General features: G+C 69.2%; 19 protein-coding genes. 11 read left to right on the forward strand and 8 right to left on the reverse strand.

Going from position 1 to position 26,937, the window contains the following annotated elements; genetic code table 11:
- Positions 1–129: 129 nt before the first annotated feature.
- Together KEG38_RS33570 and KEG38_RS33575 are read right to left on the reverse strand one after the other, a co-directional pair.
- Positions 130–684 carry a hypothetical protein gene (locus KEG38_RS33570; RefSeq protein ID WP_272424218.1) on the reverse strand — a complete coding sequence of 185 codons (555 nt, stop codon included), beginning with the start codon at positions 682–684 and terminating at the stop codon, positions 130–132.
- Positions 685–817: 133 nt separating this feature from the next.
- Positions 818–1,969: a citrate synthase gene (locus KEG38_RS33575; protein ID WP_272424220.1), complete on the reverse strand. Its 1,152-nt coding sequence runs from the start codon at positions 1,967–1,969 to the stop codon at positions 818–820.
- Positions 1,970–2,003: 34 nt separating this feature from the next.
- Between KEG38_RS33575 and KEG38_RS33580 the strand changes: the two genes are divergently transcribed.
- Positions 2,004–3,290, forward strand: coding sequence for a citrate/2-methylcitrate synthase (locus tag KEG38_RS33580; RefSeq protein ID WP_272424221.1), 1,287 nt, complete (start codon positions 2,004–2,006; stop codon positions 3,288–3,290).
- On the opposite strand, the gene KEG38_RS33585 is transcribed toward KEG38_RS33580, so the two are convergent.
- Genes KEG38_RS33585 through KEG38_RS33595 form a run of 3 tightly spaced genes read right to left on the reverse strand, consistent with a single transcriptional unit; the run spans position 3,285 to position 7,047 of the window.
- The gene (locus KEG38_RS33585) at positions 3,285–3,974 is read right to left on the reverse strand and encodes a dienelactone hydrolase family protein (RefSeq protein WP_272424223.1); all 690 of its coding nucleotides are present in this window, start codon (positions 3,972–3,974) and stop codon (positions 3,285–3,287) included. The genes KEG38_RS33580 and KEG38_RS33585 overlap by 6 nt on opposite strands.
- Before the next feature lie 56 nt (positions 3,975–4,030).
- Positions 4,031–5,044, reverse strand: coding sequence for a 2-hydroxyacid dehydrogenase (locus KEG38_RS33590; RefSeq protein ID WP_272424224.1), 1,014 nt, complete (start codon positions 5,042–5,044; stop codon positions 4,031–4,033).
- The gene (locus tag KEG38_RS33595; protein WP_272424226.1) at positions 5,044–7,047 is read right to left on the reverse strand and encodes a potassium transporter Kup; all 2,004 of its coding nucleotides are present in this window, start codon (positions 7,045–7,047) and stop codon (positions 5,044–5,046) included. Before KEG38_RS33595 ends, KEG38_RS33590 begins: the two co-directional genes overlap by 1 nt.
- Before the next feature lie 126 nt (positions 7,048–7,173).
- Between KEG38_RS33595 and crcB the strand changes: the two genes are divergently transcribed.
- From crcB to KEG38_RS33640, 9 genes are all read left to right on the forward strand, one after another.
- The gene (gene crcB, locus KEG38_RS33600; protein ID WP_272424228.1) at positions 7,174–7,554 is read left to right on the forward strand and encodes a fluoride efflux transporter CrcB; all 381 of its coding nucleotides are present in this window, start codon (positions 7,174–7,176) and stop codon (positions 7,552–7,554) included.
- A gap of 85 nt (positions 7,555–7,639) precedes the next feature.
- Positions 7,640–8,476, forward strand: coding sequence for an SIR2 family protein (locus KEG38_RS33605; protein WP_272424230.1), 837 nt, complete (start codon positions 7,640–7,642; stop codon positions 8,474–8,476).
- Between the two features lie 130 nt (positions 8,477–8,606).
- Positions 8,607–9,470: an AAA-like domain-containing protein gene (locus KEG38_RS33610; protein ID WP_272424231.1), complete on the forward strand. Its 864-nt coding sequence runs from the start codon at positions 8,607–8,609 to the stop codon at positions 9,468–9,470.
- A 52-nt stretch (positions 9,471–9,522) separates the two neighbouring features.
- Entirely contained in the window at positions 9,523–11,661 is a 2,139-nt protein-coding gene (locus KEG38_RS33615) for a serine/threonine-protein kinase (RefSeq protein ID WP_272424232.1), read from the forward strand.
- 78 nt (positions 11,662–11,739) lie between these two features.
- Positions 11,740–12,945, forward strand: coding sequence for a serine/threonine protein kinase (locus KEG38_RS33620; protein ID WP_272424234.1), 1,206 nt, complete (start codon positions 11,740–11,742; stop codon positions 12,943–12,945).
- Between the two features lie 168 nt (positions 12,946–13,113).
- Positions 13,114–14,568 (forward strand): hypothetical protein, encoded by a 1,455-nt coding sequence (locus KEG38_RS33625; RefSeq protein WP_272424237.1) that lies wholly within the window; start codon positions 13,114–13,116, stop codon positions 14,566–14,568.
- Between the two features lie 222 nt (positions 14,569–14,790).
- Positions 14,791–16,110: a tetratricopeptide repeat protein gene (locus KEG38_RS33630; RefSeq protein WP_272424239.1), complete on the forward strand. Its 1,320-nt coding sequence runs from the start codon at positions 14,791–14,793 to the stop codon at positions 16,108–16,110.
- Between the two features lie 60 nt (positions 16,111–16,170).
- A complete protein-coding gene (locus KEG38_RS33635) occupies positions 16,171–16,635 on the forward strand; it encodes a hypothetical protein (RefSeq protein WP_272424240.1) in 465 nt (154 codons plus the stop codon).
- Positions 16,636–16,649: 14 nt separating this feature from the next.
- On the forward strand, positions 16,650–16,781 hold the full coding sequence (locus KEG38_RS33640) for an STAS domain-containing protein (RefSeq protein ID WP_272424242.1): 132 nt from the start codon (positions 16,650–16,652) through the stop codon (positions 16,779–16,781).
- A 166-nt stretch (positions 16,782–16,947) separates the two neighbouring features.
- On the opposite strand, the gene KEG38_RS33645 is transcribed toward KEG38_RS33640, so the two are convergent.
- From KEG38_RS33645 to KEG38_RS33655, 3 genes are all read right to left on the reverse strand, one after another.
- On the reverse strand, positions 16,948–19,788 hold the full coding sequence (locus tag KEG38_RS33645; protein ID WP_272424244.1) for a hypothetical protein: 2,841 nt from the start codon (positions 19,786–19,788) through the stop codon (positions 16,948–16,950).
- Positions 19,789–20,097: 309 nt separating this feature from the next.
- The gene (locus tag KEG38_RS33650; RefSeq protein ID WP_272424245.1) at positions 20,098–22,041 is read right to left on the reverse strand and encodes a HEAT repeat domain-containing protein; all 1,944 of its coding nucleotides are present in this window, start codon (positions 22,039–22,041) and stop codon (positions 20,098–20,100) included.
- A gap of 31 nt (positions 22,042–22,072) precedes the next feature.
- The gene (locus KEG38_RS33655) at positions 22,073–23,602 is read right to left on the reverse strand and encodes a glycosyltransferase family 2 protein (protein ID WP_272424247.1); all 1,530 of its coding nucleotides are present in this window, start codon (positions 23,600–23,602) and stop codon (positions 22,073–22,075) included.
- Between the two features lie 233 nt (positions 23,603–23,835).
- Here KEG38_RS33655 and uvrA point away from each other — a divergent pair, with 233 nt between their 5' ends.
- Complete coding sequence (gene uvrA, locus KEG38_RS33660) at positions 23,836–26,751, forward strand: excinuclease ABC subunit UvrA (protein ID WP_272424249.1); 2,916 nt, start codon at positions 23,836–23,838, stop codon at positions 26,749–26,751.
- Positions 26,752–26,937 lie beyond the last annotated feature (186 nt).

Raw genomic sequence — 26,937 nt, forward strand, 5'->3', positions numbered from 1 at the left:
CTGTCGACAGCGCGCATCGCGCGCTGTCGCCCCGCGTCCAGGGCTTGCCCTGGTCCGGGTGCAGGGGCGGATAGCCCCTGCTCGGGTCCGGGGTGAAACCCCGGCGCTACGCTGTGAAACGCCTGCGGCTCAGGCCGGGTGCGCCGCGCCGTTGAGCTCGGACGGCTCGGGGGCCTCCTCGCCGCTGATCGTCGAGGGCCCGAGCTCCATCACCGGCGGCGCGGCCGGCGTCCCGTCCGTCGGCTCGGCAGCCGCCTCGGCAGCCGGTTCGGCGGCCGGCTCGGCGCTTGCGGCCTTCGCCTTCGCGGGGCGGCCGCGGCGCTTCGGCGTGTCGCCGCTGGCCTCGCGGGAGGGGCCGGGCGGCGAGGATGCCGTGCCTGCGATCCGCGCGACCGACTCGACCTTCGACCGGATGTCGGGGTGATCCTCGGCGTAGACGCGCGCGTAGGCGAGCGCCTTCGTGGTCTTGCTCGACAGCGTCTCCTCGCTGTCCCGCAGCGCCGCGCGCGCCGCTTCGAGGGCTGCCTCTGCTTTCGCCACGGCCTCGGTGTGGGTCCGGACCTCGGTCACCACCTGCTCGAGGGTCGCCCGATCGACGCCGGGAAAGCTCACATGCGAGAGCTCGCTCGCGAACAGGTCCATCAGGGCCTGGACCGAGGGAGGAATGGGATCTGCCACGTCCATGGTCGTCTCCGTTTGCCGTTGCGGGGCCGGGGCGCGCGCCCGGACCCTGCGCGATCCGCTCGGGCGGGTCGCTACCCCAGGTCGTGGCCGCTGTCTAGATGTACAGTGGCAGATCGATGGCAACGGGGGTCGTTCAAGCCGGGACGGGCCCGACGTACCGCGACGCCGGCCGGATGAGCCGCCCCGCCCGCCGCTGCTCCTCGACGTGCGCGCACCAGCCGGCGGCCCGTCCCACCGCGAACGTGGGCGTGAACAGCTCGCGCGGCAGGCCCACGGCGTCGAGCAGGACGGCCGTGTAGAACTCGACGTTGGCCTTGAGCGGCCGATCCGGGTGCCGCTCGGCGAGCTGGGTCTCGGCCGCGCGCTCGGTTGCCCGCGCGAGCGCGAGACGCGCCCCTGCCCCCACGCTCCCGTCGCGCTCGAGCTCGCCGATGGCCCGCTCGAGCACCGCCGCCCGCGGATCCCGCACCCGGTAGATCCGGTGCCCCATGCCCATGATGCGCCTCCCTGCTGCGAGCTCGGCTTCGATCCACGCCGCGGCCCGCGACGGCTCGCCGATGCCGTCGAGCATGTCGAGCACGGGCCCTGGCGCGCCGCCGTGCAGCGGGCCCTTCAGCGCGCCGATGGCCGCCACGATCGCCGAGACCAGATCCGAGCCCGTCGAGGCCACGACCCGCGCGGTGAACGTCGAGGCGTTCATGCCGTGATCGGCCACGGTCACGAGGTAGGCGTCGAGCCCCCGCGCCGCTGCCTCGGGCGCGACCGCGCTGCGCACCATCCGCAGGAAGTCCGCCGCGTGCCCGAGCTTCGCGTCCGGGGCGATCGGCGCGCCTCCTGCGCGACGCCGCGCCCAGGCCGCCGCGAACGTCGCGACCGCGCCCGTGACCCGCGCGAGCTCGACCCACGCGGGCCGATTCTCTGACCGCCACGCCGCGCGCGCGCCGAAGTGCGCCACGCATGCCATGAGCGCCGCGCTTCCGTCCTCCGCGACGAGCGCTTCCCCGAGCGACGGAATTTGCTCGAAGGCCAGCGTCCGCCCCTCGGCGAGCGCCTCCGCGATCGCGCCGCGGGTCGCCGCGTCCGGCAGCGCGCCCGTCCAGAGCAGCGCGCACAGATCCTCGAAGCCGACCCGGCCCGCGAGCGCCTCGACGTCGTACCCGCCCACGACGAGCCGCCCCCGCTCGCCGTCGACCTCGCTCAATGCCGTATCCGCCACGACGACCCCATCGAGCCCGCTCGCTTTCGTCGCTGCGTGTTTCGCCCCATTCTGCTTCGCAAGGTCCATCGTTTCCTCCTTCGTTGATGGTATCCTTGATGTCGTGAGCAACGTTGATCAACGTGGATTGATCAATCAATCTACTGGATTCGACAATCAACCATCGAACCTCGTGTCCGGACCCGAGGCCGCCGCGCTGCTCGGGGTCAAGCGCGAGACGCTCTACGCGTACGCGAGCCGCGGCCTCGTCCGCAGCGTGCCCAGCGAGGGCGGGCGGAGCCGCCTCTACATGCGCGAGGACCTCGAACGGCTGAAGGCCCGGAGCGACGCGCGCCGCGGGCACGGCCCGGTCGCCGCTTCCGCCTTGCGCTGGGGCGAGCCCGTCCTCACCTCGACGATCACCACGATCAGCGCCGAAGAAGGCCCGCGCTACCGCGGTCAGGCCGCGACCGCCCTCGCCGCCGCCGGCGTGCCCTTCGAATCCGTCGCCGAGCTGCTCTGGACCGGCGCGCTCCCCGAAGAACGCCCCACCTGGACCTTGCCCCAGGATCCCGCCTTCCCCGTGGCCCGCCTCGCCGACCTCGTCCCCGAGGGCGCCCCGCCCCTCGCCACGCTCGCCCTCGCCGTCCCGGCCCTGGCCGCGCGGGATCCGCTGCGCTTCGCCGCCACCGAGGAGGCCGAGCTGCCCCGCGCCCGCGCCTTGATCCGCCGCCTCGCCGCGCTCTCCGCCCTGCCCGCAGGCGCGCGCCGCGCCAAGGCCGCGCTCGCCGAGCCCACGATGACCCGCGCCCTGCTCGTCGCCCTCGGCGGCCGCAGGTCTGAGCGCGCCGAGGCCGCCCTCGAACAGGCGCTCGTGCTGCTCGCGGATCACGAGCTCGCCACCTCGACGTTCGCCGTCCGCGTCACCGCCTCGACCGGAGCCGATCTCTACGCCTGCGTGAGCGCCGGGCTCGCCGCGGTCTCCGGCCCGAAGCACGGCGGCGCCTGCGACCGCATCGAGGCCGTGGTCGCCGAGGTCGGCCGCCCCGAAAAAGCCCGCGCCGTCGTCGCCGCCCGCGCCCGCCGCGGCGACAGGGTCCTCGAGCTCGGGCACCCGTTTTACCCCGACGGCGACCCGCGCACCCCACCCCTGCTCGCGGCCGCGCGCGTGGAGGCGCCTCGAAAAACCAGCGTCGCCGCCCTCTTCGCCCTGCTCGACGCGACGAAAGAGGCCGGCCATCCGCCCCCGTCCGTGGATGTCGGCCTCGTCGCCCTTTGCCTTGCGCTCGGCCTGCCGCCGGGCGCGGCCACGACCCTCTTCGCAATCGGTCGCCTCGCCGGCTGGATCGCCCACGCCCTCGAACAGCGCAAGGATCCTACGCTCCTGCGCCCGCGCTCGATCGCATCATGAAGCGCGGGCCATTCGCCGTCCCTGCGGCGCGATGTGCGCCTCGAACCAGTGCCCCGCGAGATCCGCGACCTGATCGAGCGCCCCCGGCTCTTCGAACAGGTGCGTCGCCCGCGGGATGATGACGATCTCCCGCTCGCACCGGAGATCCTCGAACGCCTGCTGGTTCAGATCGATCACCAGCGTATCCGCCCCGCCCACGATGAGCAGCGTCGGCGCCTGAACCTTCGGCAGCGCCGGCCCCGCGAGATCGGGCCGCCCGCCGCGCGAGACGACCGCCAGCACTGCGTCGGGCCGCTCCGCCGCGGCCACGAGCGCCGCCGCCGCCCCCGTGCTCGCCCCGAAGAGCCCGATCCCGAGGCCCGCCGTCGACGACGCCCGGCCGAGCCAATCGACGACGCCCGTGACCCGCCGCGCGAGCAGGTTGATGTCGAATCGGATCTCGGCCGTCCGCAGATCCACGGCCTCCTCCTCGGCCGTCAAGAGGTCCACGAGCAACGTCGCGAACCCGCGCGCCCGCAAGCTCGCCGCGACGTGACGATTGCGCTGACTGAACCGGCTCGAACCGCTGCCATGGGCGAACAGCACGACGCCCCGCGCCCCTGCCGGCATCCCGAGATCGCCGTTCAGCATCACGCCGTCCGCCGGCATGCAGACCGGCGAGGTCTCCGCTCGCTCGTTCACCATGATCCGCTCCCTCCCTATCGAGGATCCGGCATCGGGCAGAGAGCCCGCCGCCGCAACTACGACCGGATCACGGTCTCGACGCGAAGCGCATGCAAGAGCGGCTCTCCCCGCTCGAATGCCGAGACGCTCTCGAACGTGGTCTCCGCGATGTTCGTGAGTGCCTCGTGCGTCAAGAACCCCTGATGCGAGGTGACGAGCACGTTCGGGAGCGTGAGCAGCCGCGCGAGGACGTCGTCCTGGATCACGCGGTCCGAGAGATCTTGGAAGAAGATGCCCTCCTCCTCCTCGTACACGTCGAGCCCCGCGTGCCCCACCTGCCCCGTCTTCAGCGCTTCGAGCAGCGCGGGCGTATCGACGAGCGCGCCGCGCCCGGTGTTGATCAGCATCACCCCGCGCTTCATCGCGGCGATTGCCGCGGCGTCCACGAGGTGATGGGTCTCCGGCGTGAGCGGGACATGCAGCGACAGGATGTCCGCTTTCGCGTACAGCTCGGCGAGCGTGGTGTACCGGACGATCCCGCCGTCGACGAGCGTGGCGTCCGGGCGGAGGTCGTAGGCGAGCACGTGACAGCCGAACCCGTGGAGGATTCGCGCGAGCGCGGCCCCGATGCGGCCCGTGCCGATGACGCCGGCGGTCTTGCCGACCATGTCGAAGCCGACGAGGCCCTCGAGCGAGAAATTGCCCTCGCGCACGCGGGCGTAGGCTTTGTGGATCTTGCGGTTCAAGGCGAGGATCAGCGCGGCCGCGTGCTCGGCGACGGCGTGGGGCGAATACTCGGGCACACGCACGACGGGCAGCCCGAGCCGCGCCGCCGCCTGCAAATCGACGTGGTTGTAGCCGGCCGATCGAAGCGCGATGAGCCCGACGCCCACGGCGGCGAGCGTCTCGAGCGCGCGCGCGGTGACGTGGTCGTTGACGAAGGAGCAGGCCACGCGGGTCCCCTGCGCGAGCACGGCCGTCTCCTCGGTGAGCCGGGGTTCGAGGAAAACGAGCTCGTGCCCGCGCCGCGCGGCGGACGCGGCGAGGATGTCCCGCTCGTAGCGGTGGGTATCGAAGACGGAAACTTTCATCACAGATCGATCTGCATCCCGAGCTCCACGACGCGACCCGGGGGCAGGCCGAAATACGCCGTGGCGGGGCGCGCGTTGCGGGAAATGAAGGCGAAGAGGTCCTTGCGCCATTTCCACATCTTCGAGCGGCCGGTCGGCAGGAGTGTCTCGCGGCCGAGGTAATAACTCGTGCGCTGGAGCTCGATCGAGAGGCCGAACTCCTTGCAGGCGGCGAGCGCGTTCGGCACGTTCGGCGTCTGCATGAAGCCGTAGCGAGCATTGACCCGGAAAAACCCGTGGCCCTTGTGCTCGACGGTCAAGCGCTGATCGGGCGGGATCTCGGGGACGCGCTCGTTCGTGATGGAGAGCAGGACGACCTGCTCGTGCAGGACCTGGTTGTGCTTGAAATGGTGGAGCAGGACGGGCGGCGTGCCGTTCGGGTTCGAGGCCATGAAGACGGCCGTGCCGCGGACGCGGTGGGGCTTCGTGCGCTCGACGTCCTCGAGGAACATTTCGAGCGGCAGGATGCCATCCTTGAAGGACTCGGCGAGGATCCGGCGGCCCGATTTCCAGGTCGTCATGACCGTGAAGATCACGAACGCCATGGCCACGGGGAACCAGCCGCCCTGGAAAAACTTGGCGGCGTTTGCCGAAAAAAACGAGAGGTCGATGGCGAGGAACACCGCGACGGGCGGCAGCGCCTTCCAGAGCGGCCAGCCCCAGCGCTTCGTGACGACCACGAAATACACCGTCGTGGTGATGGTCATCGTGGCCGTGACTGCGATGCCGTAGGCCGCCGCGAGCGAGGTCGAGGTGCGGAACGTGAAGACGAGCAGGATGCAGGCGACGAGCAGCGCGCGGTTGATCTCGGGGATGTAGATCTGCCCCTCGGTGTCCTTCGAGGTGTGGACGATCGTGACGCGCGGGAAGTAGCCGAGCTGCACGGCCTGCTGCGTCAGCGAGAAGGCCCCGGAGATGAGCGCCTGCGAGGCGACGATCGTGGCCCCCGTGGCGATGGCGACCGTCGGGTAGAGGGCCCAGGAGGGGACGAGGCCATAAAAAGGATTCGTCGCGCCGCCGGGGTGCTGGAGCAGATACGCGCCCTGGCCGAAATAATTGAGCAGGAGCGCGGGCCAGACGATGGCGAACCACACCCGGCGGATGGGGCCGCGCCCGAAATGGCCCATGTCCGCATAAAGCGCCTCGCAGCCCGTGATGCAGAGGACCACAGCGCCGAGAAGCAGGAAGCCGTGGCCGCGGTGTTCCAGGAAAAACCGCACGCCGTGCCGGGGATCGACGGCCGCGAGCACGCTCGGATTGGCCAGGATCCACCGGGCCCCGAGGGTGGCGATGGTGACGAACCAAAGGAGCGTGACGGTCCCGAAGACATTGCCAATGCCCCCGGTGCCGCGCTTCTGCACGAGGAAGAGCGCGACCAGAATGGCCACCGTGAGCGGCACGACGACGTGCTTGAGCGGCTCGTACGCGACCTCGAGGCCCTCCATGGCCGAGAGCACCGAAATCGCGGGCGTGATGACGCCCTCGCCATAAAGGAGCGACGCGCCGAGAAGGACGAGCAAGACGAGCGGACCCGTGCCCGGGCCCTTGCGCGTGGGCACGAGCGCGAGCAGGGCCATGATGCCGCCGGAGCCTTGATTGTCGGCCCTGAGGACGAACGTGAGGTACTTGACCGTCACGACCATCAAGAGCGACCAGAAGACGAGCGAGAGGATGCCGAGGATGTTCGCCGGCGTGGGCGCGACGTGATGCGGGCTCTCCGGGCTGAAGCACTCCTTGATCGCGTAGAGCGGGCTCGTGCCGATGTCGCCGAAGACGACGCCGAGGGCGCCGAGGAGCAAGGCCCAGCGCGCGCCGTGCGTCGCCTCGCCGTGGGTCGCGGCGGCATGCGACGGCGCGCTCGTTTGTGGCGCGTCTCCGGCCGCCCTTGCGTCTGGGACCACGCTACTCCCGTCCGTCGCGGATGCGTCGGTGGAGGCAAGCGTGCCCGCTTGGTCTTCCGTCATGGAGCGCGGATGGTACCCCATCCCGGCAGAGACGCGAGGCGCGGCCCGCCGCCCCGGGAGGCTTGACCACGAGGACGGTGTGGACTTCTGTAGGGGGATGCCGGCACGGAGCGCACGCGGATGGGGATGAAGCTCCTGTGGGTCTGCGTCGGCGGGGCGATCGGCTCGGGTGCACGGTTTCTCGTGACGACCTGGTCCCTTTCGCGATACGGCACCGCATTTCCCTACGGAACCCTCGCCGTCAACGTCGCCGGCTCCTTCCTGCTCGCGCTCCTCTTCCAGCTCTCCCGGAGTGTCACGTGGCTCGGCCCGACGCTCCAGGTCGCGCTCGGCGCGGGTTTCCTCGGCGGGTTCACGACGTACTCCACGTTCAACCTGGAGCTCGTCCAGTACGTACAGAACGGACAGCCCCGCCTCGCCGCGCTGTACGGCACGGCGACGCTCGTGGGTTGCCTCTGCGCCGGGTTCGTCGGGATGTACCTCGGTCGGCTCCCCGGTTCGCGCTGACGACCCCGCAGCCGAGCTCGCCTGAAAGTCCACGCGAACAAGCGGCGGGCTCGACGCCCCGCGGCGCGGCCCGAGGGATCGACGCATGGCAGACGCGGACATCACGAGCGATCTCGGCCGCGAGCTCGCCGCCGGGCGGGCGGTCTTGTTCACGGGCGCGGGGTTCTCCGTCGACGCGCGCGCCGAGGATGGGAGCGCGATCCCGAGCGGGCCGGAGCTCTCCGAAGAGCTCTGGGACCTCTGCTTCCCCGGCGAATCCCGGGACGGGAGCGCGCTCCAGGACCTCTTCCAGCACGCCCTGTCCGAGACCCCGGACAAACTCGAAGCGCTGCTCCGGCGTCGGCTCACGGTCGACCCGGCGCGGCTCCCGGCGTTTTACCGGGTCTGGTTTGCCCTCCCCTGGCGCCGGATCTACACGCTGAACGTGGACGATCTCGCGACGGCCGCCGAGGCCCGGTTCGACCTGCCCCGGCCCGTCGTGATCCGCGCGGCGCTCGCCGACGATCCGCCGCCGGACGAGACCCCCGACGGATCGCGGCTCGAGGTCGTCCACCTGAACGGGCACGTGACGAACGGCCCGCGCGGCGTGACGTTCTCGACGACGCAGTACGGCGCGCGCCTCGCATCCGACAAGGATCCGCATTACGCGGCCCTCGTTCGCGACTTCTGCGACCTGCCGTTCGTCTTCGTGGGGACCCGGCTCGACGAATCTCCCCTCTGGCAAGAGCTCGAGCGCGTCGAGCGCACGGGCGGCGAGGAGCCGCAGCGGCCAAGACCGCGCTCCCTCCTGGTCACGCCTCAGATCGAACGCGCGCGCCAATGCCTCCTCGAGCGCATCGGCGTGGCCTGGGTCCCGCTCTCGACGCGGCAGTTCACCGACGAGGTACTCTTCCCGATCGCCCGATCCCTCGGCGTCGCCTGACCGGTCGAGAAAAACTTCGAATCCGCGGGGCCTGGGGACATCCCTCGTCGTGAGCACGACGACGAGACAACACGGGCAAGGTTGGCTCGGTGAGCCAGCCATCGGACATGACCGAGATTCCAGCGAACGCGTGGGGCGCGACAAGGCCCGAGGCGCACGGTTCCTCGGGACGCACCGGCATCGCCGCCGGTTCAACGTGGTCGGGCCCTGCCATGACGAACTGCATTACATGCTGGCCGCGAGCACGCGGCTCGCGGAGGTGCCGGACCTCGTGGCGCGCGGGTCGTACGTGGTGGTGCACGCGCCGCGGATGCATGGGCGGACGACGTGGCTGCGGGGGCTCTCGGTGGGGCTCGCGGAGAGCGGCGCGTGGGCCGTGGTGCGGGCGTCGTGCCGGCCGAGGCGCGGCGCGGAGGCGTCGGGCGAGCGCGCGTTGCTCGAAGCGATCGCGCAGGCGGCCGCGGAGCAGCTCCCGGCACCGCTGCGGCCACCGCCGTGGCCCCCTTCGTACGACGTGCGGTTCGCGGGCGTCGTGCTCTCGGCGTGGGCGCGGGCGTGCCCGCGGCCGCTCATCCTCTTGCTCGACGACGTGGAGCTCCTGCCACGCGAGATCCGCGCGAGCCTGCTCGCGCAGCTCCGGGCGACCTACGAGGCCCGGCCCCGCGCGGCGCCGTGGTCGGTCGTGCTCTCGGGCTCGGACGAGGTGCAGGCCTCGGCCGTGGAGCTGCTCGGCCCCGCGGCGACGTCGCTCCGCCTGCCCGATTTCACGGCCACGCAGGTGGCCGCGCTCTGCGCGGAGCACACGGAGGAGACGGGGCAGCCGTTCCGGGACGAGGCCGTGGCGCAGATCGCCGCGATCTCGGGCGGGCACCCGTGGGTCGTGAACGTCCTCGCGCGCGAGATCGTGGAGAAGCTACGTCCTCCGCTCCGGCAGCCGATCACCGCCGCGCACGTGATGGCGGCCGCCGAGCGGCTCCGAGGCGCATGGATCTGAGCGTGTCTGCTTCCCGCGGGAGTTCAGCTCGGGCACAATCGGCGCGATTTTCATGTCGATCGGCGAGGACGTTCCAGGCGACACGGCTCCGAGCGATGCCGAAACGACGGCGCTGGCCGTGGAGCCCTCTCCGGAGGTCGACACGTCCGCGCCGGCGGAGACCCCGCAGCCGACGTCGCGCATCGCGGCCCTCGCGCTCTCGCTCAACCTGGACGACGAGGCGCTCGTGCACCGCGCCGATCCGCTCATCGGCCTCGTCGTCGCCGGCCGTTATCGCATCCTCACGCCGATCGGCCGCGGCGGCATGGGCGTCGTCTACAAGGTCGAGCACGTCCACCTGGGAAAACTCCTCGCGATGAAGCTGCTCGCGGGCGAGCTCAGCATGAGCCCCGAGGTCGTGCGCCGCTTCAAGCGCGAGGCGCTCACCGTCTCGCGTTTGTCGAGCCCGAGCACCGTGCACGTCTTCGATTACGGCGTGGACGCGGGCCTCACGTACATCGTGATGGAGCTCGTGACGGGCCGTGATCTCGCCGCGATGCTGGCCGACGCCGGCCCGATGCCGTTCGCGCGGCTCGGCAAGATCGTCCTCCAGATCCTGAGCTCGCTCGGCGAGGCGCACGGCAAGGGCATCGTGCACCGCGACGTCAAGCCGCAGAACGTGATGATCACGACGACGGAAGGCGGCACCGACATCGCCAAGGTGCTCGACTTCGGCATCGCGAAGCTGCGGGAAGAGGCCGACGCGAGCACGGGCGGCGAGGTGACGCGCCGCGATCAGCTCATCGGCACGCCGTACTTCCTCGCGCCCGAGCTCATCCGCGGCGACCCCGTCGATCACCGCGCCGATCTCTACGCCGTCGGCGTGCTCCTCTACCACGCGCTCACCGGCCATTACCCGTTCCACGCGAAGACCTCGGCGAGCATCCTGGTCAAACACGTCACGGAGCAGCCGATCGCGCCGTCGATCCGCGCCCCGTCGCGCGGCATCCCGCCCGGGGTCGACGCCGTCGTGCTGCGCGCGCTCGAAAAGGATCCCGCGGCGCGATGGCAGAGCGCGGGCGAGTTGCAGGCGGCCATTGCGGCGGAGCTACGCAAGCTCGGGACGGAGGACGTCGAGGCGCTGCTCGATGCGAGCGTCCTCCGAAACCTCACGCGCGCGGCGCTGATGGGGGCGGCCCAGAGCCCCGGCGAGATTGCGAGCCGTGACGAGGTCGAGGCCTACGAGCGCAAGCTGCGCAGCCGCCGGCACCTCGCCTGGTTCGCGTCGAGCCTCGTGCTCATCCTCGGCGCGGGCGCGGGGCTCTTCGTGATGTGGCGACGCTGGACCCCGAGCTTCGCGGGCGCGGAGCTCGAGCCAAACGACACGGCGGCGAACGCGACGCCCTTGCCGCTCGGCACGTCGGTGTCCGGGCTCCTCGGCAAGCGCATCGACGCGCAGCACAGCGATCGTGATTTTTATTCGTTCGAGGTCCCGAAGGGCGCGGGGGATACGCCGCGGATCGCGCGCTTCGTGGTGACGGCGCTCCCGAACATGGAGACCTGCACACTCCTCTACCGGCAAGGCTTCCAGGCGCCGATCGCGCAGTACTGCGTGGGTCGATCCGGCCGGGATCTCTCGATCCCGCGGCTCAGCATCGAGCCCGGCCGGTACTACGCCTCCGTGCTGCAGGACCTGGATCCGCGTGGCGATCGAAGGATCCCCTTCGTGCACGAGAACGTTTCCGACACCTACGCCATCACGGTCGCGCTCGCCGAGGAGGGCTCCACGCACGAGATCGAGCCGAACGACGAGCTCCCCTCGGCCACGCCGATCGAGCCCGGCGAGACGCGGACGGGCGCGCTTGGCTGGGTCGAGGATCATGACACGTACTGCGTGGGCGCCTCCGCGAACGGCAAGGCGATCCGCTGGACGGCGCGTGATGTCGTGCGAGACGCGGGGTCGGTGCTGGAGGTCACGACGTTGCGAGGCCGCGAGGTCGAGCGGAGGGTCCGCGTGCACACCGCGGACAAGAGTACGCTCTCGCAAGAAGATACGCGCTCTCCCTGGACGGGTCCCGCGATCGCCTACGAGGAGGGCACGCCGCGCTGCGTGCGCCTAAGGCTCGTACGAGACCCTTGGATCACCGAGGCGCCGCGGGTGCAGCCTGGTGGGCTCGAGGCCTACGTCCTCGCGGTCGACGTCGTGCCCTGAGCTTCGAGGGACAAAAACCTCACATCCTCGTGACGAGCAGGTACACTCTGGGAGGCGCGGGGGTACGAGGAACCAGCGATGTCGGAGAACCAGCGTTACCGGGTCATCAAGCGGCTCGCCTCGGGCGGTATGGCCGAGGTGTTCGTTGCGGAGAGCGCAGGAATCGAGGGCTTCCGCAAGCAAGTCGCAATCAAGCGCGTCCTCCCGCACCTCAGCAAGAACGAGCAGTTTATCGACATGTTCCTCGACGAGGCCCGCCTCTCCGGCCGCCTCGCGCATTCCAATGTCGTGAGCGTCTTCGACATCGGCGTCGGTGACAACACGTACTTCATCGTCATGGAGTACGTCGACGGCGCCGACTTGAAGCAGGTGATCGAGTACCAGAAGAAGGTCGGCAAACCGATGCCGGTCGAGAGCGCGTGCTTCATCGCCGCGAAGATCTGCCAGGGCCTCGCCTACGCGCATGATCTCCACACGCCCGACGGCGAACACCTCAACATCGTCCACCGCGACGTCACGCCGGCGAACGTGCTCATCACGCGCCACGGCGAGTGCAAAATCGTGGACTTCGGCCTCGCCAAGGCGTCGAGCCAGCTCGCGAACAGCGACGCCGGCATGATCAAGGGCAAATTCGGCTACCTCGCGCCCGAGACGGTCATGGAGCTCAGCGTGGACAAACGCGTCGACGTCTTCGCCGCCGGCATCATCCTCTGGGAGATGCTCGCCGGCCGTCGCCTCTTCCTCGGCGAGACCGACCTCGGCACCGTCAAGCTCGTGCGCGAGGCGAACATCCCCTCGCTCAAGCCCTTTAGCCCCGACGTACCCCCGGAGCTCGAGGAGATCATCCGCACCGCGCTCGCGCGTGATCGCGACGTCCGCTACCAGACGGCACGTGATTTCGGGCGCGATCTCACGCGGTTCCTCTATCGCTTCGGACGGCCCGTCAGCGAGTACGAGGTCGCCGATCTCGTACTCGGCGCCGCGGGCGCGCCGGCAAAGAAGGTCGACGGCCTCGCCATGATCGGCGAGATGCTCGACCTGATGCTGCTCGAGTTCAAATCACTCACGCAGCAAGACAATGCGGGCGGACCGAATAGCCTGCAGCCCGATCTTTTCAAGCTCACGGGAGCGAACCCCGCCGCGCCTGCCTCGGTCGACTCGGGGGATCTCGACGAGACCTTCTCCGGCCTCAGCGACGAGCTCGAGGGCCCCGATCCGACGAATACCCCGCAGGACAAGGGCCGCGCGCCGACCGCCTGGTGGCGAGGCCTCATTTCTCGCTGAGCCATCTCCCGCGAACATGAGGAAGCTGACGGACGCCGAGGCCGGCGTTCGGCGGCACCTTCGCGCCCGGGGTCGTGACGACTGCGTCACGGACGAAGGAAAAAATTGATTTCCAGCCTGCCACGCTCGTAGCTTTCCTTATTCCGGGCTCCCGCCTTGGACGACGCGATGATCCAGACAGACAAGCCGAACCACGTGCCTCCCCACGACGGCCGCCGCGCTTCGCGGCGCACGCGCCTTTGCCTCTTCCTTTCGGCCCTGGCCACGGCGAGCCTCGCGCCTCTCGCGAGCGCCCACGCGGCCGACGCCGAGGCGCTGCTCAAAGAGGGCAAGCAGCTCGTCACGGACAAGAAGTACGACGAGGCGTGCCCCAAGATCGCCGAGGCGTACAAGCTCTCCCCGAGCCCCGCGACTTTGCTCGAGCTCGCGCTCTGCCACGAGAAGCAAGGCAAGCTCGCGACCGCGTGGGGCGAGATGCTCGACGCCGAGACGGACGCCCGTAAGGCCGCGCGCGCCGACATCGAGGCGCGCGCACGCGCAAACAGCAAGGCGCTCGAGCCGAAGCTGCCGCGCGTGACCGTTTCCGTCGCGGCAAACACGCCCGGCATCGAGATCGCGATCGACGGACAGAAGATCGATCTCGGCGCGCTCGGCAAGGGTCGTCCCGTGGATCCCGGCGAGCACAAGATCGTGGCCACCGCGCCCGGCCGCAAAACCTGGGAAACCACGCTCAGCCTCAAGCAGGCCGAGCGCAAGACCGTCGTCGTCCCGGCCCTCGCCGAGGACGCGAATGCGGCGTCCACCTCGGACAAACCCGCGGGCGGGGAGAGCGGGGCGGCGGCGCAAGCGGGCGGGACGACCAAGACAGACACGACCACAGGCGGCGGCGCCGCGGTTGATACGAAACCGAAGGAAAAACCCGAAGAGCCCGACGACGGCAAGGGGCCGATCCACCGGGCCAAACGTCTCGTCATCGACGTCGGCGCATTTGGCGGCGGGCAGCTCTTCCTCGGCGGCGGGAGCGTGGACGCGCTCTCGGCCCTCACGTACGAGTATCGCATCACCTACCCGCTCGGCGGCGAAGCGGCCGAGTACAAGGCCTGCGACGCGAGCGCTTGTTACGCCACGGTCGATCCGGCCATCGGCGTCCCCGTCGGCGGCCAGGTGTTCGTCGGGTACGCGGTCAGCGAGAAGCTGCACGTCGGCGGTCGCTTCTTCGGCAGTTACCTCGTCACGGGCGGCTACTCGCTCCTCGTGGGTCCAGCGCTCTCCGTGCGCGTGAACGATCGCCTCTGGATCGGCGGCACGCTCGCCGTCGGGTTCGGCGCACAAAAGGCGACCATCAACGGCGCGCGCGGCGAGGTCCCGAGCGAGTGGGCCGATCTCAACGGAGGGGACGAGGTCGAGCTGCTGCTCAGCCGCACAATCCCCACGGAAAACGAGACCGGCTTCGGCTTCTCGTTCGGCGCCGCAGTCGAGGTCTCGTACACGCTCGCCGAGTTCGGCAAGGGCAAGAGCATCACCACAGGCTCGCTCGTCGCGAGCGCATGGCCCACGTTCCTCAAGACGTGGGATGGGTATGCCATCGCCCTGCCCATCGGCGTTGGATATCGCTTCCACTGAGTTACGGGATTCCACAGCGTCTCGCCGGGGTTTCACCCCGGGCCCGACCAGGGGCTCTTCGCCCCTGGACCCGAACCAGGGCGCAGCCCTGGACCTTTGGAGCATCGACCGCGATGCGGTCGATGCTCACGCGGCATCGCGTTCTGGACACGTGTGTGATCTTGCGCGGCAGGCGCGTGCCCGCGGCGTGCGCGTCGCATGTGGATGTGCGAGGCTCGGCCCGTGCGCAGCCACCGTGCACGGGCTTTTTGCCTGGGCCGCCGCGCGCTCGCGGGCCCTGTCTGGGCGACTGTCCTGCTCGTGCTTGCGTCCTGCACGGCGGCGCCTCCGCGCCACGGCGGCGAGGTGCTCGGCGACAATCGCGACGCGCTGCTCGACGAGGCGCGGCGCGCGGCATACGGCGGGGACAGACCCGCGGCGCGCCGACGCTACGAGGTGCTCCTCGCGCGGGATCCGCGGGACGACGAGGCGCGGACCGGGCTCGCGCGGCTCGACGCCTGGGAAGGGCACCACGCGCGGGCCGCGGCCGCTTATCGGGACGTCCTCTCGCGCCACCCCGCCGACGACGACGTCCGCGCCGGCCTCTTCGACGTGCTCACCTGGCAAGGCCTCTGGGACGAGGCCGAGGCGGTCCTCGACGCGGCGGAGCGCAAGGACTCCCCTCCCCTGCTCGCTTGCCGCGCGCGGCTCGAATTCGCGCGGGGCGACCTCACGACGGCGCACGCGCTCGCGGAGCGGGCGTATGTCGCGTCCGGGGGCAACACCGAGCTCCGCGCACTCGCGCGACGTCTGTCCACGGGGTATGCGCGGGTCACCACGCGGGTCCTCGTTTTCCCGGCGCCCATGCCGACGCTCGGGCAGGTCGAGGTCGAGGTCTCGCAGGCGTGGCGCAAGCTCATCCTCGGCGTCGAGACCGAACATGGTGGCCGCCCCAAGGCGGCATCGGGCGGGTGGGCCTACGGCGCGACCTGGGGCGGCCGGGCCATGTGGCTCTTCGGGCATGGGTTTTCCCTGGGTGGCGAAGCGGCGTTCGGCGCGCCGGCCGAGAGTGTCCCGATGCTCCGCCTCCGCGCGCACGGCACGGCTCCCATCCGCCCCTGGCTCACGAGCGGTCTTTCGTACACGTACCGTCGGTACGCGGACGGCATCGCCACGCACGGGGCGAGCCCCACGCTCGGCGTCACGATTGGTGACCTGCTCCGGCTCGACGCGACGTACTGGCTCACGCACGTGCGCGTCGAGGATCCCCGGGGCGCGAGCGAGAGTCGGCTCGTGCACGCGTTCTCATTCTCGGCGGGCCGCACGCTCCTGCCGTGGCTCGCGCTCCGGGCCGGGTATGCACATGGCGCCGAGGCCGAGCGATTCCCGGCTGCGTTCCAGATCCAGGGCCTCCTCACGGATGCCGTTTACGTCGGCGCGGATCTCCGGCCATACGATTTTTTGCGCGTGATGCCGCTCTACAACCTCACATTCCGTGGCCCTCCCGGCGCCGAGCGCGCCGCGCTGCACACCTTCGAGATCGGCGCGCTCGTGCGCTGGTGAATGCGGGCGCCGCGACGGGACGTGCTTTACGTCGGTCGAGCGCGGCGGCATCATCGCGTCATGAAGCTTCGACCTTTTCTTGTTTCGATCCTGGCCCTCGCCGCGCTCCCCCTCTTCGTCGCCTGCGGCAACAGCGTCGAGGGCGGCGCAGGCGGTTCGGGCGGCTCCGGTGGCTCCGGCGGTTCGGGCGGCTCCGGTGGCTCCGGCGGCGAAACGTTCACGCTCACGTGTTTCAACGACGGCGTGCAGTTCCCCGCGGCGAGCAAGGCCTGCGTCACGGATCAGGATTGCGGCCAGATCCTGCACGTGGTCGATTGCTGCGGCAGCCTCTCGGCCATCGGCCTCGCCGCAAAGGATCTGCCGGCCGTCTCGATGGCCGAGCAGGAATGCGGAACGCACGCCCTCTGCGATTGCATTGCCCAGCCCACGCGCGTCGAGGACGGGAAAACCACGGAGGACACGTCGATGATTCAGGTCGCTTGTGTCTCCCATGTCTGCCAGACGCTCCTGCCTACGGATCCCTGACGAATTTGACGGGCGTGGACATCGCCAACACCGGGACGGCGAGCCACATGCGGAACATCCTCGGCGCCGTGCGGCTGCTCGGCGCCGAGGGGATCATCACCGGGATCCGGCCGAGCGACAAACCGCGCGCGCACGCTCGGATCTAGAGCATCGACCGGTTCGATGCTCGGAAGATCGCGAAGCGAGCTTCCCTCGGGGGGTGAATCGGCCGGGCTTTGCCCGGACGAGAGGGGGACGCGAGGCGTCCCCCTCGGGACAAAAGAGCTAGAACATCGAGCGGTTGCAAACCGATCGATGTTCTAGAACACCGCTTCAGGGCGTGCTCAGGGGATTTGCAGGATTGCTGCCCGCGGCGATCTCGTCGCCGTCGAGGTATCCGTCGAGATCCCGATCGATACCGATGCGCACCCCGGAGCCGGGCGGCACGCAGGTATACGTGAGCGATTTGCCGCTCCCGAGGAAGACCGAGCGCAAGACCGCGTCCGGGATCGGCCCGATCGCCTGCTGATCGACGACGAAGCGATTGATCTCCGGGATGTAGAGGTACCCGACCTCCACCTCCGAAGAGGAGCCCGAGACGCCCTTCGCCACGAGATCACATTCGAAGGCGTTCGCGCGTTGCAAGAGGAGCTCGATACGCGCCGCGGCCGACGCCTGGTTCGCCACGGTGAGCGTCACCTGTTGCCCGACGATGGGCGCGAAGTTCGTATCGAAGGCGAGCTGATACGCTTCCATGTTGCGCTTGATCTGGTCCCCCTCGGGGCCGAGGGGGATCCCAGGCTGGACCGTGATCGGCTCGGGAAGGATCTCGGGGAGGATCGGGGTGCCCTTGTCGAACACGCCGCTCCGGTGGAACAACGTCGGGGTGCTCCCGTCGTGGGTGAAGCCGAAGCCACGGATCTGATCGCCCATGAAGGGATCGGGCAGCTCGGAGCCGAAGGCGACGGCGGAGCCGAACATGCCGACCTTCTGGTACTGGCCACGCAGGTGCACGTTCTTGAGGATCTGCGGTGCGCCGCCGAAACCCGAGAATCCATCCGCACCGAAGAACCCCGGGAAGCGATCGTTCGGGTTGGCATTGGGATTGACTGGATGGCACGTCGCGCAGGTGGCCGGGCCGATGACCGGCGTATTGAAGAAGAAATCGCGACCCGCCTGCTGCGAGGGCGTCAGCGAATTGTCGAGGTTGCGGATCGGGTTCGGCGGATAGGCGACCTGGAGGATGAAGTCCGTGAACCTCTGCATGTCCTCGGCACTGAGCTCCGCCGTCCGTCCGAGCAAGCCCACGAACGCGGGGTTGAATTTCTTGAATGCGGCCACCTCGTCGAACGCTCCCTGGTCCGGCTGCGCGCTCGGCTCATCATTGCCGCCCGTGCGGTCGGCGCGCCAGTGCATCGTGCCGTGGTTTGCCATTCCGCGCAGGCTCTGGGTCGCCATCGGCCCCTTCATCGGGTGGAAATCGGGGTCGACGAACAGAGGCCCCTTGAACGGGCCGGGGTTGTTCAGCACCGATCCGTCGGGATTGCCGAGATCCCAGGAGAGATCGTCCATGTCGCCGAAGACGTGACAGCTCCCGCAGGCCGCCTCGCCATTGCTGGAGGAGAGCCGCGCGTCGTAAAGGAGAGCCCGCCCCTCGACGATGCTGTCCGGCTCGGGGCTGTACATCTTGATGTGGGCGATCTCCTTTTGCGTCGACAAACTCACGACGGAGAGCCCATTGTCGAAGCGCGTGAGGACGTACATGCGCGCCCGGCCCTCGTCGAGGACGATGCCCGTCGGTCCGCCGCCGCTCAGCGTGATGTGGCTCGTCGCGCTCGGGACGAAGGAATTGTTCTCGAGCGCGGCCGTATTGAACACACCGATCTTCGAGGACGCGAACGCGGCCACGTACAGGGTCGTGCCAGAGCTCGACACGGCCATGCCGAGCGGCTGCGCGAGGCTTCTCTGGTTCACCGACAGCGGCGCCGGCCGGACGTCGTAATCGATGTGCTTGTTGAGGTGCCGCGGGACGACGCCTCCGGGGCCGAGCACCGTGATCCGGCTCTCGTGCAGGTGGCCTTGCAGCGTCTCGCCGGCGAAAAGGCCGTCCCCCTCGAAGCGCAGATCGTTGCGGGCCTCGGTGTTGCTGACGTAAACCCTTCCATTGACGGGATTGACGGCCATGTTGAAGAGGACCGTCCCCACGCCCGCGTAAAACCCCGCGGAGCCCGTGAGCTGCTTGGGCGGGCTCGCGTTGGCGTCGATGACGAAGACGTCCTTGTCGGGCAGCGAGAAATTCACCGCGTCGTCCCAGGGGCGGCCGAGCACGTCCCGCCAGGATGTGCCGTCGTGCTTCACGAGGACGCCGACCTCGGGCGCGGGGATCCCCTCGAAATTGGTATTCGGCCCGGGCACGCCGCCTGCGTCCTCGCCGCCGTTGGGCACCAGGGATTCGTCGACGATGGTGGTGCGATTGCCCGAATGGAAGACGGCCGCATAGACGCGCGAGCCGTCGGGCGTGGCCGCGAGGGCGCGGGGCGTGTCGCCGAAAAGGTTCAGGATCTTGAGCGGCGTGCCGCCCATCGTCGTGCCTAGATTCAGGGCGTCGAAGACCCACACGTCCGCGCGGCCCACGCCGGGCGTCGTGAGCTGGGGATCGAACGGCGCATTCTGGCCGCGATGGGCCGTGGTGATGAATGCACGGTTCTTGCTCGGCCCGGCGAAGACGATGTCGCGCGGCTCGTCGCCGACGTGTAGCGTGCGCACCACGGAGCCCCTGCCGATGCCGGTCACGTTGATGATGCTCACGCTGTCGGACAGGTGGTTGACCACCCAGACCTCGCTGTTGCTTCGCGCCGCGACCGCGACGGGCTCGAGTCCGACGGGCACGGAGCCGGTATGCTCGAGGATGCCGCTGTACGTGAGGCGGAAGATCTCGAGGCGATTGTCGGGTGTATTGACGACGAATAGCAGGTTCCCGCTCGGGGACATCGCGACCGGACGGACCTGGCCGCTTTCGAACAAGGTATAGGATGACGCGGCGGACGACGCGGCGGACGGCGACGCGACGGACGCCTGCGCGTTCTGCGAGAACGTCGCGCCGAGCGCGGCGCCCAAGAAAACCAAGCCTTTCAATCGCATGAGCGGCATGGCCGCACGGAGCACGGATCGCATGAAACCTCCAGGGCAGTGGCGACGGCCCAACCACACGCCGCCATCGACACGAAGAAAAAGCGCAGCGAGAGGATTGCCCGCAGAATGCGTTCTGTAAAGGTAGGATGATCCCGATTACGGCGGGAAATGCCTTCGTCGGGATGTTTCGGATGGCATGGACGAGGTCCGATCGGGGTTCGTCCGCCGTTCGCCCGCGCCCGCCGCGGCCGGACGACGCGCAATGCAAGGACGCTCTCCGTCGCGCGCGATCGGCCACGCCAGAGCTTTCGAGCAGCGGTGGAGCTTCCCGACGGCGCCAGGGCGGCGCGGTCAAGCAGCGGTCTCGCCGGTCTCTTTCAGGAACAGTTTTCCAGTTGTTCGTCGGGACGCACCATTCCGCTCGGACGGCGCCGCCTCCGAGGATCGCCGCCCCGTCTTGTCCTCGCTCGCGGCGCCGAGCCCGAGCGCCTGGGACGCCTCGAAGGCCACTTCCGGCGACGGATCCGACAGCGCCCGCACGAGCGCCGGCACCACGAGCCACCGCTCCTCCGCCTGCGCGAGGCTCCGCGCCGCGAGCCCGCGCGCCTCCGCGGAAGGGTCACTCACCACGACCTCCGCGAGCGCCGCCGTCGCCTCGGGCCCGCGCCGCTCGGCGAGCTCCAGAATGGCCCGTATCCGATCCTCGAGCCGCGCCGCGCGCCGCGCCGCAATGGCGAAGCGCGACAGCGTCACCGTCCTCCGTCCACGCTCGGCCGGACCCGCCGCGCAGAGCTTCGCCTCGAACGCCCGCACGAGCGTCTCCCCCTCCGCCTCGCAGACGGCCCGCGCCGCCGCCGCGGAGGCCGGATCCGCCATGAATGCCCGCGCCTCGGCGACCCACGTCTCCACGCCGACGAGCGCGCGCGAAACGATCCACGTCGCCTCGGGGATGCCCTCGGGTTTGTCCCTCCCAAGCATTGTGATCGCCTGCTCGCCGCCGATCCTCCCGAGCGCGAGCGCCGCGCTCTCGCGCGCCTCCACGGCCGCGTCGTCGAGCGCTCGCCCGAGCGCCGCTACGTGCCGCGCCGAGCCGATTTCCCCGAGGATCCGGAACACGCCCGCGCGCACCGCGCCCGCCTCGTGCCGCGCCGCCGCCACGATCGCCTCCGACAAACCCGCGCGTCCCACGGCCACGAGCGCCGCGCGCGCCGCCGCGCGCCCCTCGGCCGTCCCGTCGCCGAGCGCCGCGGCCCAGGCCGACACCATACCGAGCCGATCCATCGCGAGCGCCGCGCTCCGCCGCACGTCGTCGCACGGATCGAAGAGCGCCCGCTCGATGGCCGATCGATCCTTCGGCGACAATGCCGCGAGTGCGTCCACGGCCCGCGATCGCACCTCCGGATCCGGGTCGCCGAGCGTGGCCACGAGCGTCCCCACGACCTCCTCATCGCCCACGCGCGCGAGCGCCGCCGCGGCCCGTGCGCGCACGGCGCTCGACGGATCGCCGAGGACCGCGCTCACGAGCGGCCGCGTCGCTCGCGGATCTCCGATATGCCCGAGCGCCTCCGCCGCGGCCGCCCGCGCCGCCGCATTGCCGTCGCCGAGCTGCGCCACGAGCGGCAAGGTCGCCCCCGGATCCCCGATTTTCCCGAGCACCCGCGCGGCCCAGGTCCGCGCCTGCGCGCGCTCGTCGTCGAGCATCCTCACGAGCGGCCGCACCGCGTCCGATCCAAAAGAAATGAGCGCCTCGGCCACGACCTTCGCGCCCCCCTCGCCCTGCGACGCGAGCGCCTCGCAGAGGTGCGGGAGCACCGCGATGTCCGGAATGGATCCAATGGCCTCGGCCGCCGCGAGCCGCACCGTCGTATCCTCGTGTGGATTCGCGAGCGCCGACGCGAGCGCGGGGCTTGCCGACGCGGCGCCGAGCTTGCCGAGCATCCGCGCCGCGTGGGCCCGCTCGTTCCACGATTTCGAATCGCGCAGCGTGCGCTCCCAGGCCGCGCGCAGCCCGAGCTCCTCACATACCACCGCGCACCGCGCCTCCTCGTCGAGCGCCTGCGAAAGCGCAGCCTGGATCGTGCTTCGATCGAAACCTTGCGCGAGGGATCTCGCCACGCGCTCGGCCGGCTCCGCGCGTAGCCTCGAGAGCACCTTCCGCGCGGCCGCGAGCCGCTCGACCGCGCGCCGCTCGCGCCGCCTCCGCAGCGCCTCGCGCCCGATCACCGAGATCCCTGGCACGAGCGCGAGGACCGCGATCCCGAGCCCCACGTACAGGACCAAGACAAGGACACTCACCGTCTCCCTCGATCCCTTTCGATGGCCGGCGTCAGGCCCGCTGCGCGGCGGGGGCAGCGGGGGCAAACCCTTTGCGCCCGAACTTGTCCCAGCCCTTCTTCCCCTTCAAGAAATCGTAGAGCCCCCGGAGCTGCCAGAACACGAGATACTGGCGATATCCGAGGTTCGACAAGAACCCCACGAGCACCAGCACCACCGCGTCCCAGGCCCGCGGATACGGCACGAGCGACGCCGCGCCGGAAAGCCCCCGCCCGGGCCGTGCGGAAAACGTGCACAGCATGACCGACAGCGTCGACAGGCAAAAATTCATGGCCATCGCGAGCCCCAGGAATGCGAGCAATGCCGTTCCGGAGAGCGCGCCGAAGATCGTCGTCAAGATGAGCAGCAGGTATCCGACGCACTCGGTTGGCGGCGCGAGGGCCTCGAACACGAGCTGATACGGCATTGCGAAGAGGCCGATCTGCCGGAACTGCGGGCGGAACAGCATCGCCCGGTGATAACTCATGACCTCCCAGAGCCCTCGGTACCACCTTGCTCGTTGCTTTCCGAGGTCCCGATAATTCTCGGGCGCCTCCGTCCACGTGACCGCGAAGGGCAAACAGACAATTCTCCCCGGCCTGCCCTTGTCGAGCAGATACCGGTGGAGCCGCACCACGATTTCCATGTCCTCGCAAACCGTGTGCGCCCCTTCCGTGCAGTATTCGATGCAGATCCTGGAGCGAACGTGGCGCGTGAGAAAGCCACCGACCTCGAAGAGCACGTCGCGCCGGATCAGCGCGAAAACCCCGGAAAGGATGAGCACCGCGTTGTCCTCGGACAGCGCCGTCCGCCCCTTCGCGAAGGACCGCATGTATTCCACGATTTGCAACTTTCCAATGAGGCTCGTGGGCAGCGCGAGCTCCTTCACCTCGCCATCGCGGATGATCGATCCATTCGAGAGCCCGACCTGCACGCCGACGGCGACGGTATCGTCCGGCGACTCCATCACCTTGCGCACGGCGAGCAGGAGCGCGTCCGGGACGAGCAGGCTATCGGCGTCCATGCTGGTCACGAATTCGCCCGCGGCAACGCTCGTGCTCGCATTCAGGGCGTCCGCCTTGCCGCCGTTCTCCTTGTCGATGAGGACCATACGCTTGACGTTCTCGGGCAGGCCCGTCCGGCACTCCCACATCCCACGCACCTCGGCCGTATCGAGCCCGCTCGCCCGCTCGAGCACGGCCGGAACGAACGGGAACGCGGAGAGCAAAACCTCGACCGTCCGGTCCTTCGATCCGTCGTTGCAGATCACGATCTCGTAGGCCGGATAGCGCAGGCGGAGCTGCGACTTGAGGCTCTCGACAATCGTGACCTCCTCGTTGTAGGCGGGCACGAGAAGCGATACGACGGGCAAGAAAGCGTCGCGCTCGGAGAGCGCCGCGGGCCGGACGAGCTCGGCCGTGAGCTCCCGTTGAATCCTTCGATAACTGACCAGAACGAACCGCAGGTTGAGCAGGAAAAACACGGTTACGTACCCGACGATCACCAGATCGAGGATACGCAGGAGCCAGACGAGCGCGCCCAATGCAACACCCTCCGTTTGGCGCTCCAGAGCCCCTCGGCCAGGAAGCACCGCGCTTCCTGGTCCCCAAAGTCTCCGGGGTGGTCACGAAAACACCATTCTACCGTGTTTCTCGTAACGCGGTATACACGAACGCACATTCGAATGGGAACGGACATGGCGTTTCGGGAAGACACGGACGGACGAACGTGCTATGGGCAACGCGCGCGCGATCCACCGAGGACAAACCACCGCCCATGCCCAAGACCAGGACGAAGAACGAGATCCCCGCCGCCCGCGAGCCTGATTTCATCGTCGTGAAGGGCGCCCGCGAGCACAACCTCCGTATCGAGCAGCTCGAGGTCCCCAAACGCAAACTCGTGGTGTTCACCGGGCCGAGCGGCTCGGGCAAGTCGAGCCTCGCGTTCGACACGCTGTATGCCGAGGGTCAGCGCCGCTACGTCGAGACACTCTCGGCCTACGCCCGGCAATTCCTCGGCCAGCTCGATCGCCCGTCGGTCGAGCACGTTTCTGGCCTCTCGCCCACGATTGCCATCGAGCAAAAGAGCGCCTCCTCGAATCCGCGCTCCACCGTCGGAACGATCACCGAAATTTACGATTACCTGCGCGTGCTCTACGCCCGCGCCGGCGAGCAGCGCTGCACGACGTGCGGCAAGGCCGTGGCCTCGCAAAGCGTCGACGAGATCGTCGAGACGCTGCTCGAGCTGCCCGAGGGCAGCCGCGCCACCCTGCTCGCGCCGCTCGTCGTGCACCGGAAAGGCGAGCACAAGGAAATCTTCGAGGACCTCGCGACGCGCGGCTTCTCCCGCGTGATCGTCGACGGCAAAATGGAAAAACTCGACCCGCTGCCGAAGCTCGACAAGAAGCTATGGCACGACATCTCGCTCGTCGCCGATCGCATCACGGTGCGCGGCGAGGATCGGCCGCGCATCGCCGAGAGCATCGAGCTCGCGCTGCGCGAGGGCAAAGGCGAGATGATCGTCGACGTCGAGGGCGAAAAACCCCGCCCCTTCAGCCAGGCGCGTATGTGCTGCGGCAAGAGTTATCCCGAGCTCAGCCCGCAGAGCTTCTCGTTCAATAGCCCGCTCGGCATGTGCCCGAAATGCAGCGGCCTCGGCACGCGGCTCGAAGCAGATCCGGACCTCATCGTGCCAAACCCGGCGCTCTCGCTCCGGGAAGGCGCGATCGCGCCCTGGGCCTCGGCGATGTCGCGCGGCGAGGGCTGGACGTTCCGCATCGCGGACGCCGTGGCAAAGGCGACGGGCGTGGACCTCGACATGCCGTTCGGAAAGCTCCCGGCGAAAAAACGCGAGCTGATTCTGTACGGGCTCGAAGGCAAGAAGATCGCCGTGCAATGGGGCAAGGAGGGCTCGGAGAGCCACGGGACCTTCGGCATGAAGTTCGAAGGCGTGATCCCGAACCTGGAGCGACGCTTCCGCGATACGACGAGCGACATGGCGCGTGATCTCTACCGGAAGTTTTTCCGGGAAATGCCCTGCGACGCCTGCGAAGGCAAGCGCCTCCGCCCGGAGACGCTCGCCGTCTTCGTTACCGAGAAGAACATCGCCGACGTGACGTCGATGACGGTGGGCGGCGCGATCGATTTCGTGGAAAAACTCACGCTGCCCGGCGGGAAGGCCCGGATCACGGAGGGCGTGAAGCGCGAAATCGAGGCGCGGCTCGGTTTCTTGATGAACGTGGGGCTCGATTACCTGACCCTCGATCGATCGGCGACCACGCTCTCCGGCGGCGAAGCGCAACGCATCAGGCTCGCGAGCCAGCTCGGCAGCGAGCTTTCCGGCGTGATGTACGTGCTCGACGAGCCGAGCATCGGCCTGCACCAGCGCGATAACGAAAGGCTGATCGCGACGCTGCGACGCCTGCGCGACCTCGGCAATACGGTGGTCGTCGTCGAGCACGACGAGGAGACGATCCGCGCCGCCGATCACGTCGTGGACTTCGGCCCCGGCGCCGGCCACGAGGGCGGACGCGTGCTCTTCGCCGGCACGCCCGAGGCGCTCGCGGAGGCGAAAGGCAACGTGACCGGCGATTACCTCTCCGGCCGCCGTCGCATCGAGATCCCCGGCGAGCGCCGGAAGCCGAATGGCTGGATCAAGATCAAGGGCGCACGAGAGCACAACCTGAAGAACGTCGACGCCCGCATCCCGCTCGGCGTCCTTTCGGCCGTGACGGGCGTATCGGGCGCGGGCAAGAGCTCGCTCGTCAATGGCATCCTGCTCCCGGCGCTGAGCCGCGCGCTGCACGACGCGACGGGCCCGGTAGGCGCGCACGATTCGATCGAAGGGCTCGACGTGCTCGACAAGGTGATCGCAATCGATCAGCAGCCGATCGGCCGCACGCCACGTTCGAACCCGGGCACCTATACGAAGGCGTTCGATCACATCCGCGAGGTCTTCGCGCTCCTGCCCGAGGCGCGGGCGCGCGGCTGGGATTCAGGGCGATTCAGCTTCAACGTGAAAGGCGGGCGCTGCGAGAGCTGCCACGGCGACGGCGTCGTGAAGGTCGAGATGCACTTCCTCGCCGACGTGTACGTTCCCTGCGAGGTCTGCGGCGGAAAACGCTACAATGCGCAGACGCTCTCCGTGCGTTTCAAGGGGAAAAACATCAACGAGGTGCTCGAATCGAGCGTGGAGGAATGCCTCGGGATGTTCGAGCACCACGTGGCGCTGAAGCGGATCCTGACGACGCTCGTGGACGTGGGCCTCGGCTACATGAAGATCGGTCAGCGCGCGACGACGCTCTCCGGCGGCGAAGCGCAACGCGTGAAGCTGAGCCGCGAGCTCGGAAAAACCCAGACCGGCCGCACGCTCTACGTGCTCGACGAGCCCACGACGGGCCTGCATTTCGAGGACATCCGGCGTCTGCTCGTCGTGCTTTCACGGCTCGTCGACGCGGGGAACACGGTCGTGGTGATCGAGCACAACCTCGACGTGATCAAATTCGCAGATTGGGTGCTCGATCTCGGCCCCGAAGGCGGCGCACGCGGCGGGCGCGTGATCGCGGAAGGCGCGCCGGAAGCGGTGGCGCGCGTGCCGGAGTCCCATACGGGGCGGTTTTTGGCGGAGCTCCTCGAGCGCGAGCAGGTCAAGGCGAAAGCCAGGAACGGCAAGTCCGTCCGGGCGCACGTCTGAGTGGGTGCTCCACGGCGTTGCGCCGGGGCGCTGCCCCGGGCCCCGCGGGGGCTGTTCGCCCCTCGACCCGAACCAGGGCAAGCCCTGGACCTTTTGTGGAAGAACTGCGCTTCGCGCAGTTCTTCCAACCGCCGGTGGCAAGACCAGGCAGAACGTTGCCGGTTGAAATGTCACGCCGCTGCTTTG

Source organism: Polyangium jinanense (assembly GCF_028435265.1).
GTDB classification, from domain to species: domain Bacteria; phylum Myxococcota_A; class Polyangia; order Polyangiales; family Polyangiaceae; genus Polyangium; species Polyangium jinanense.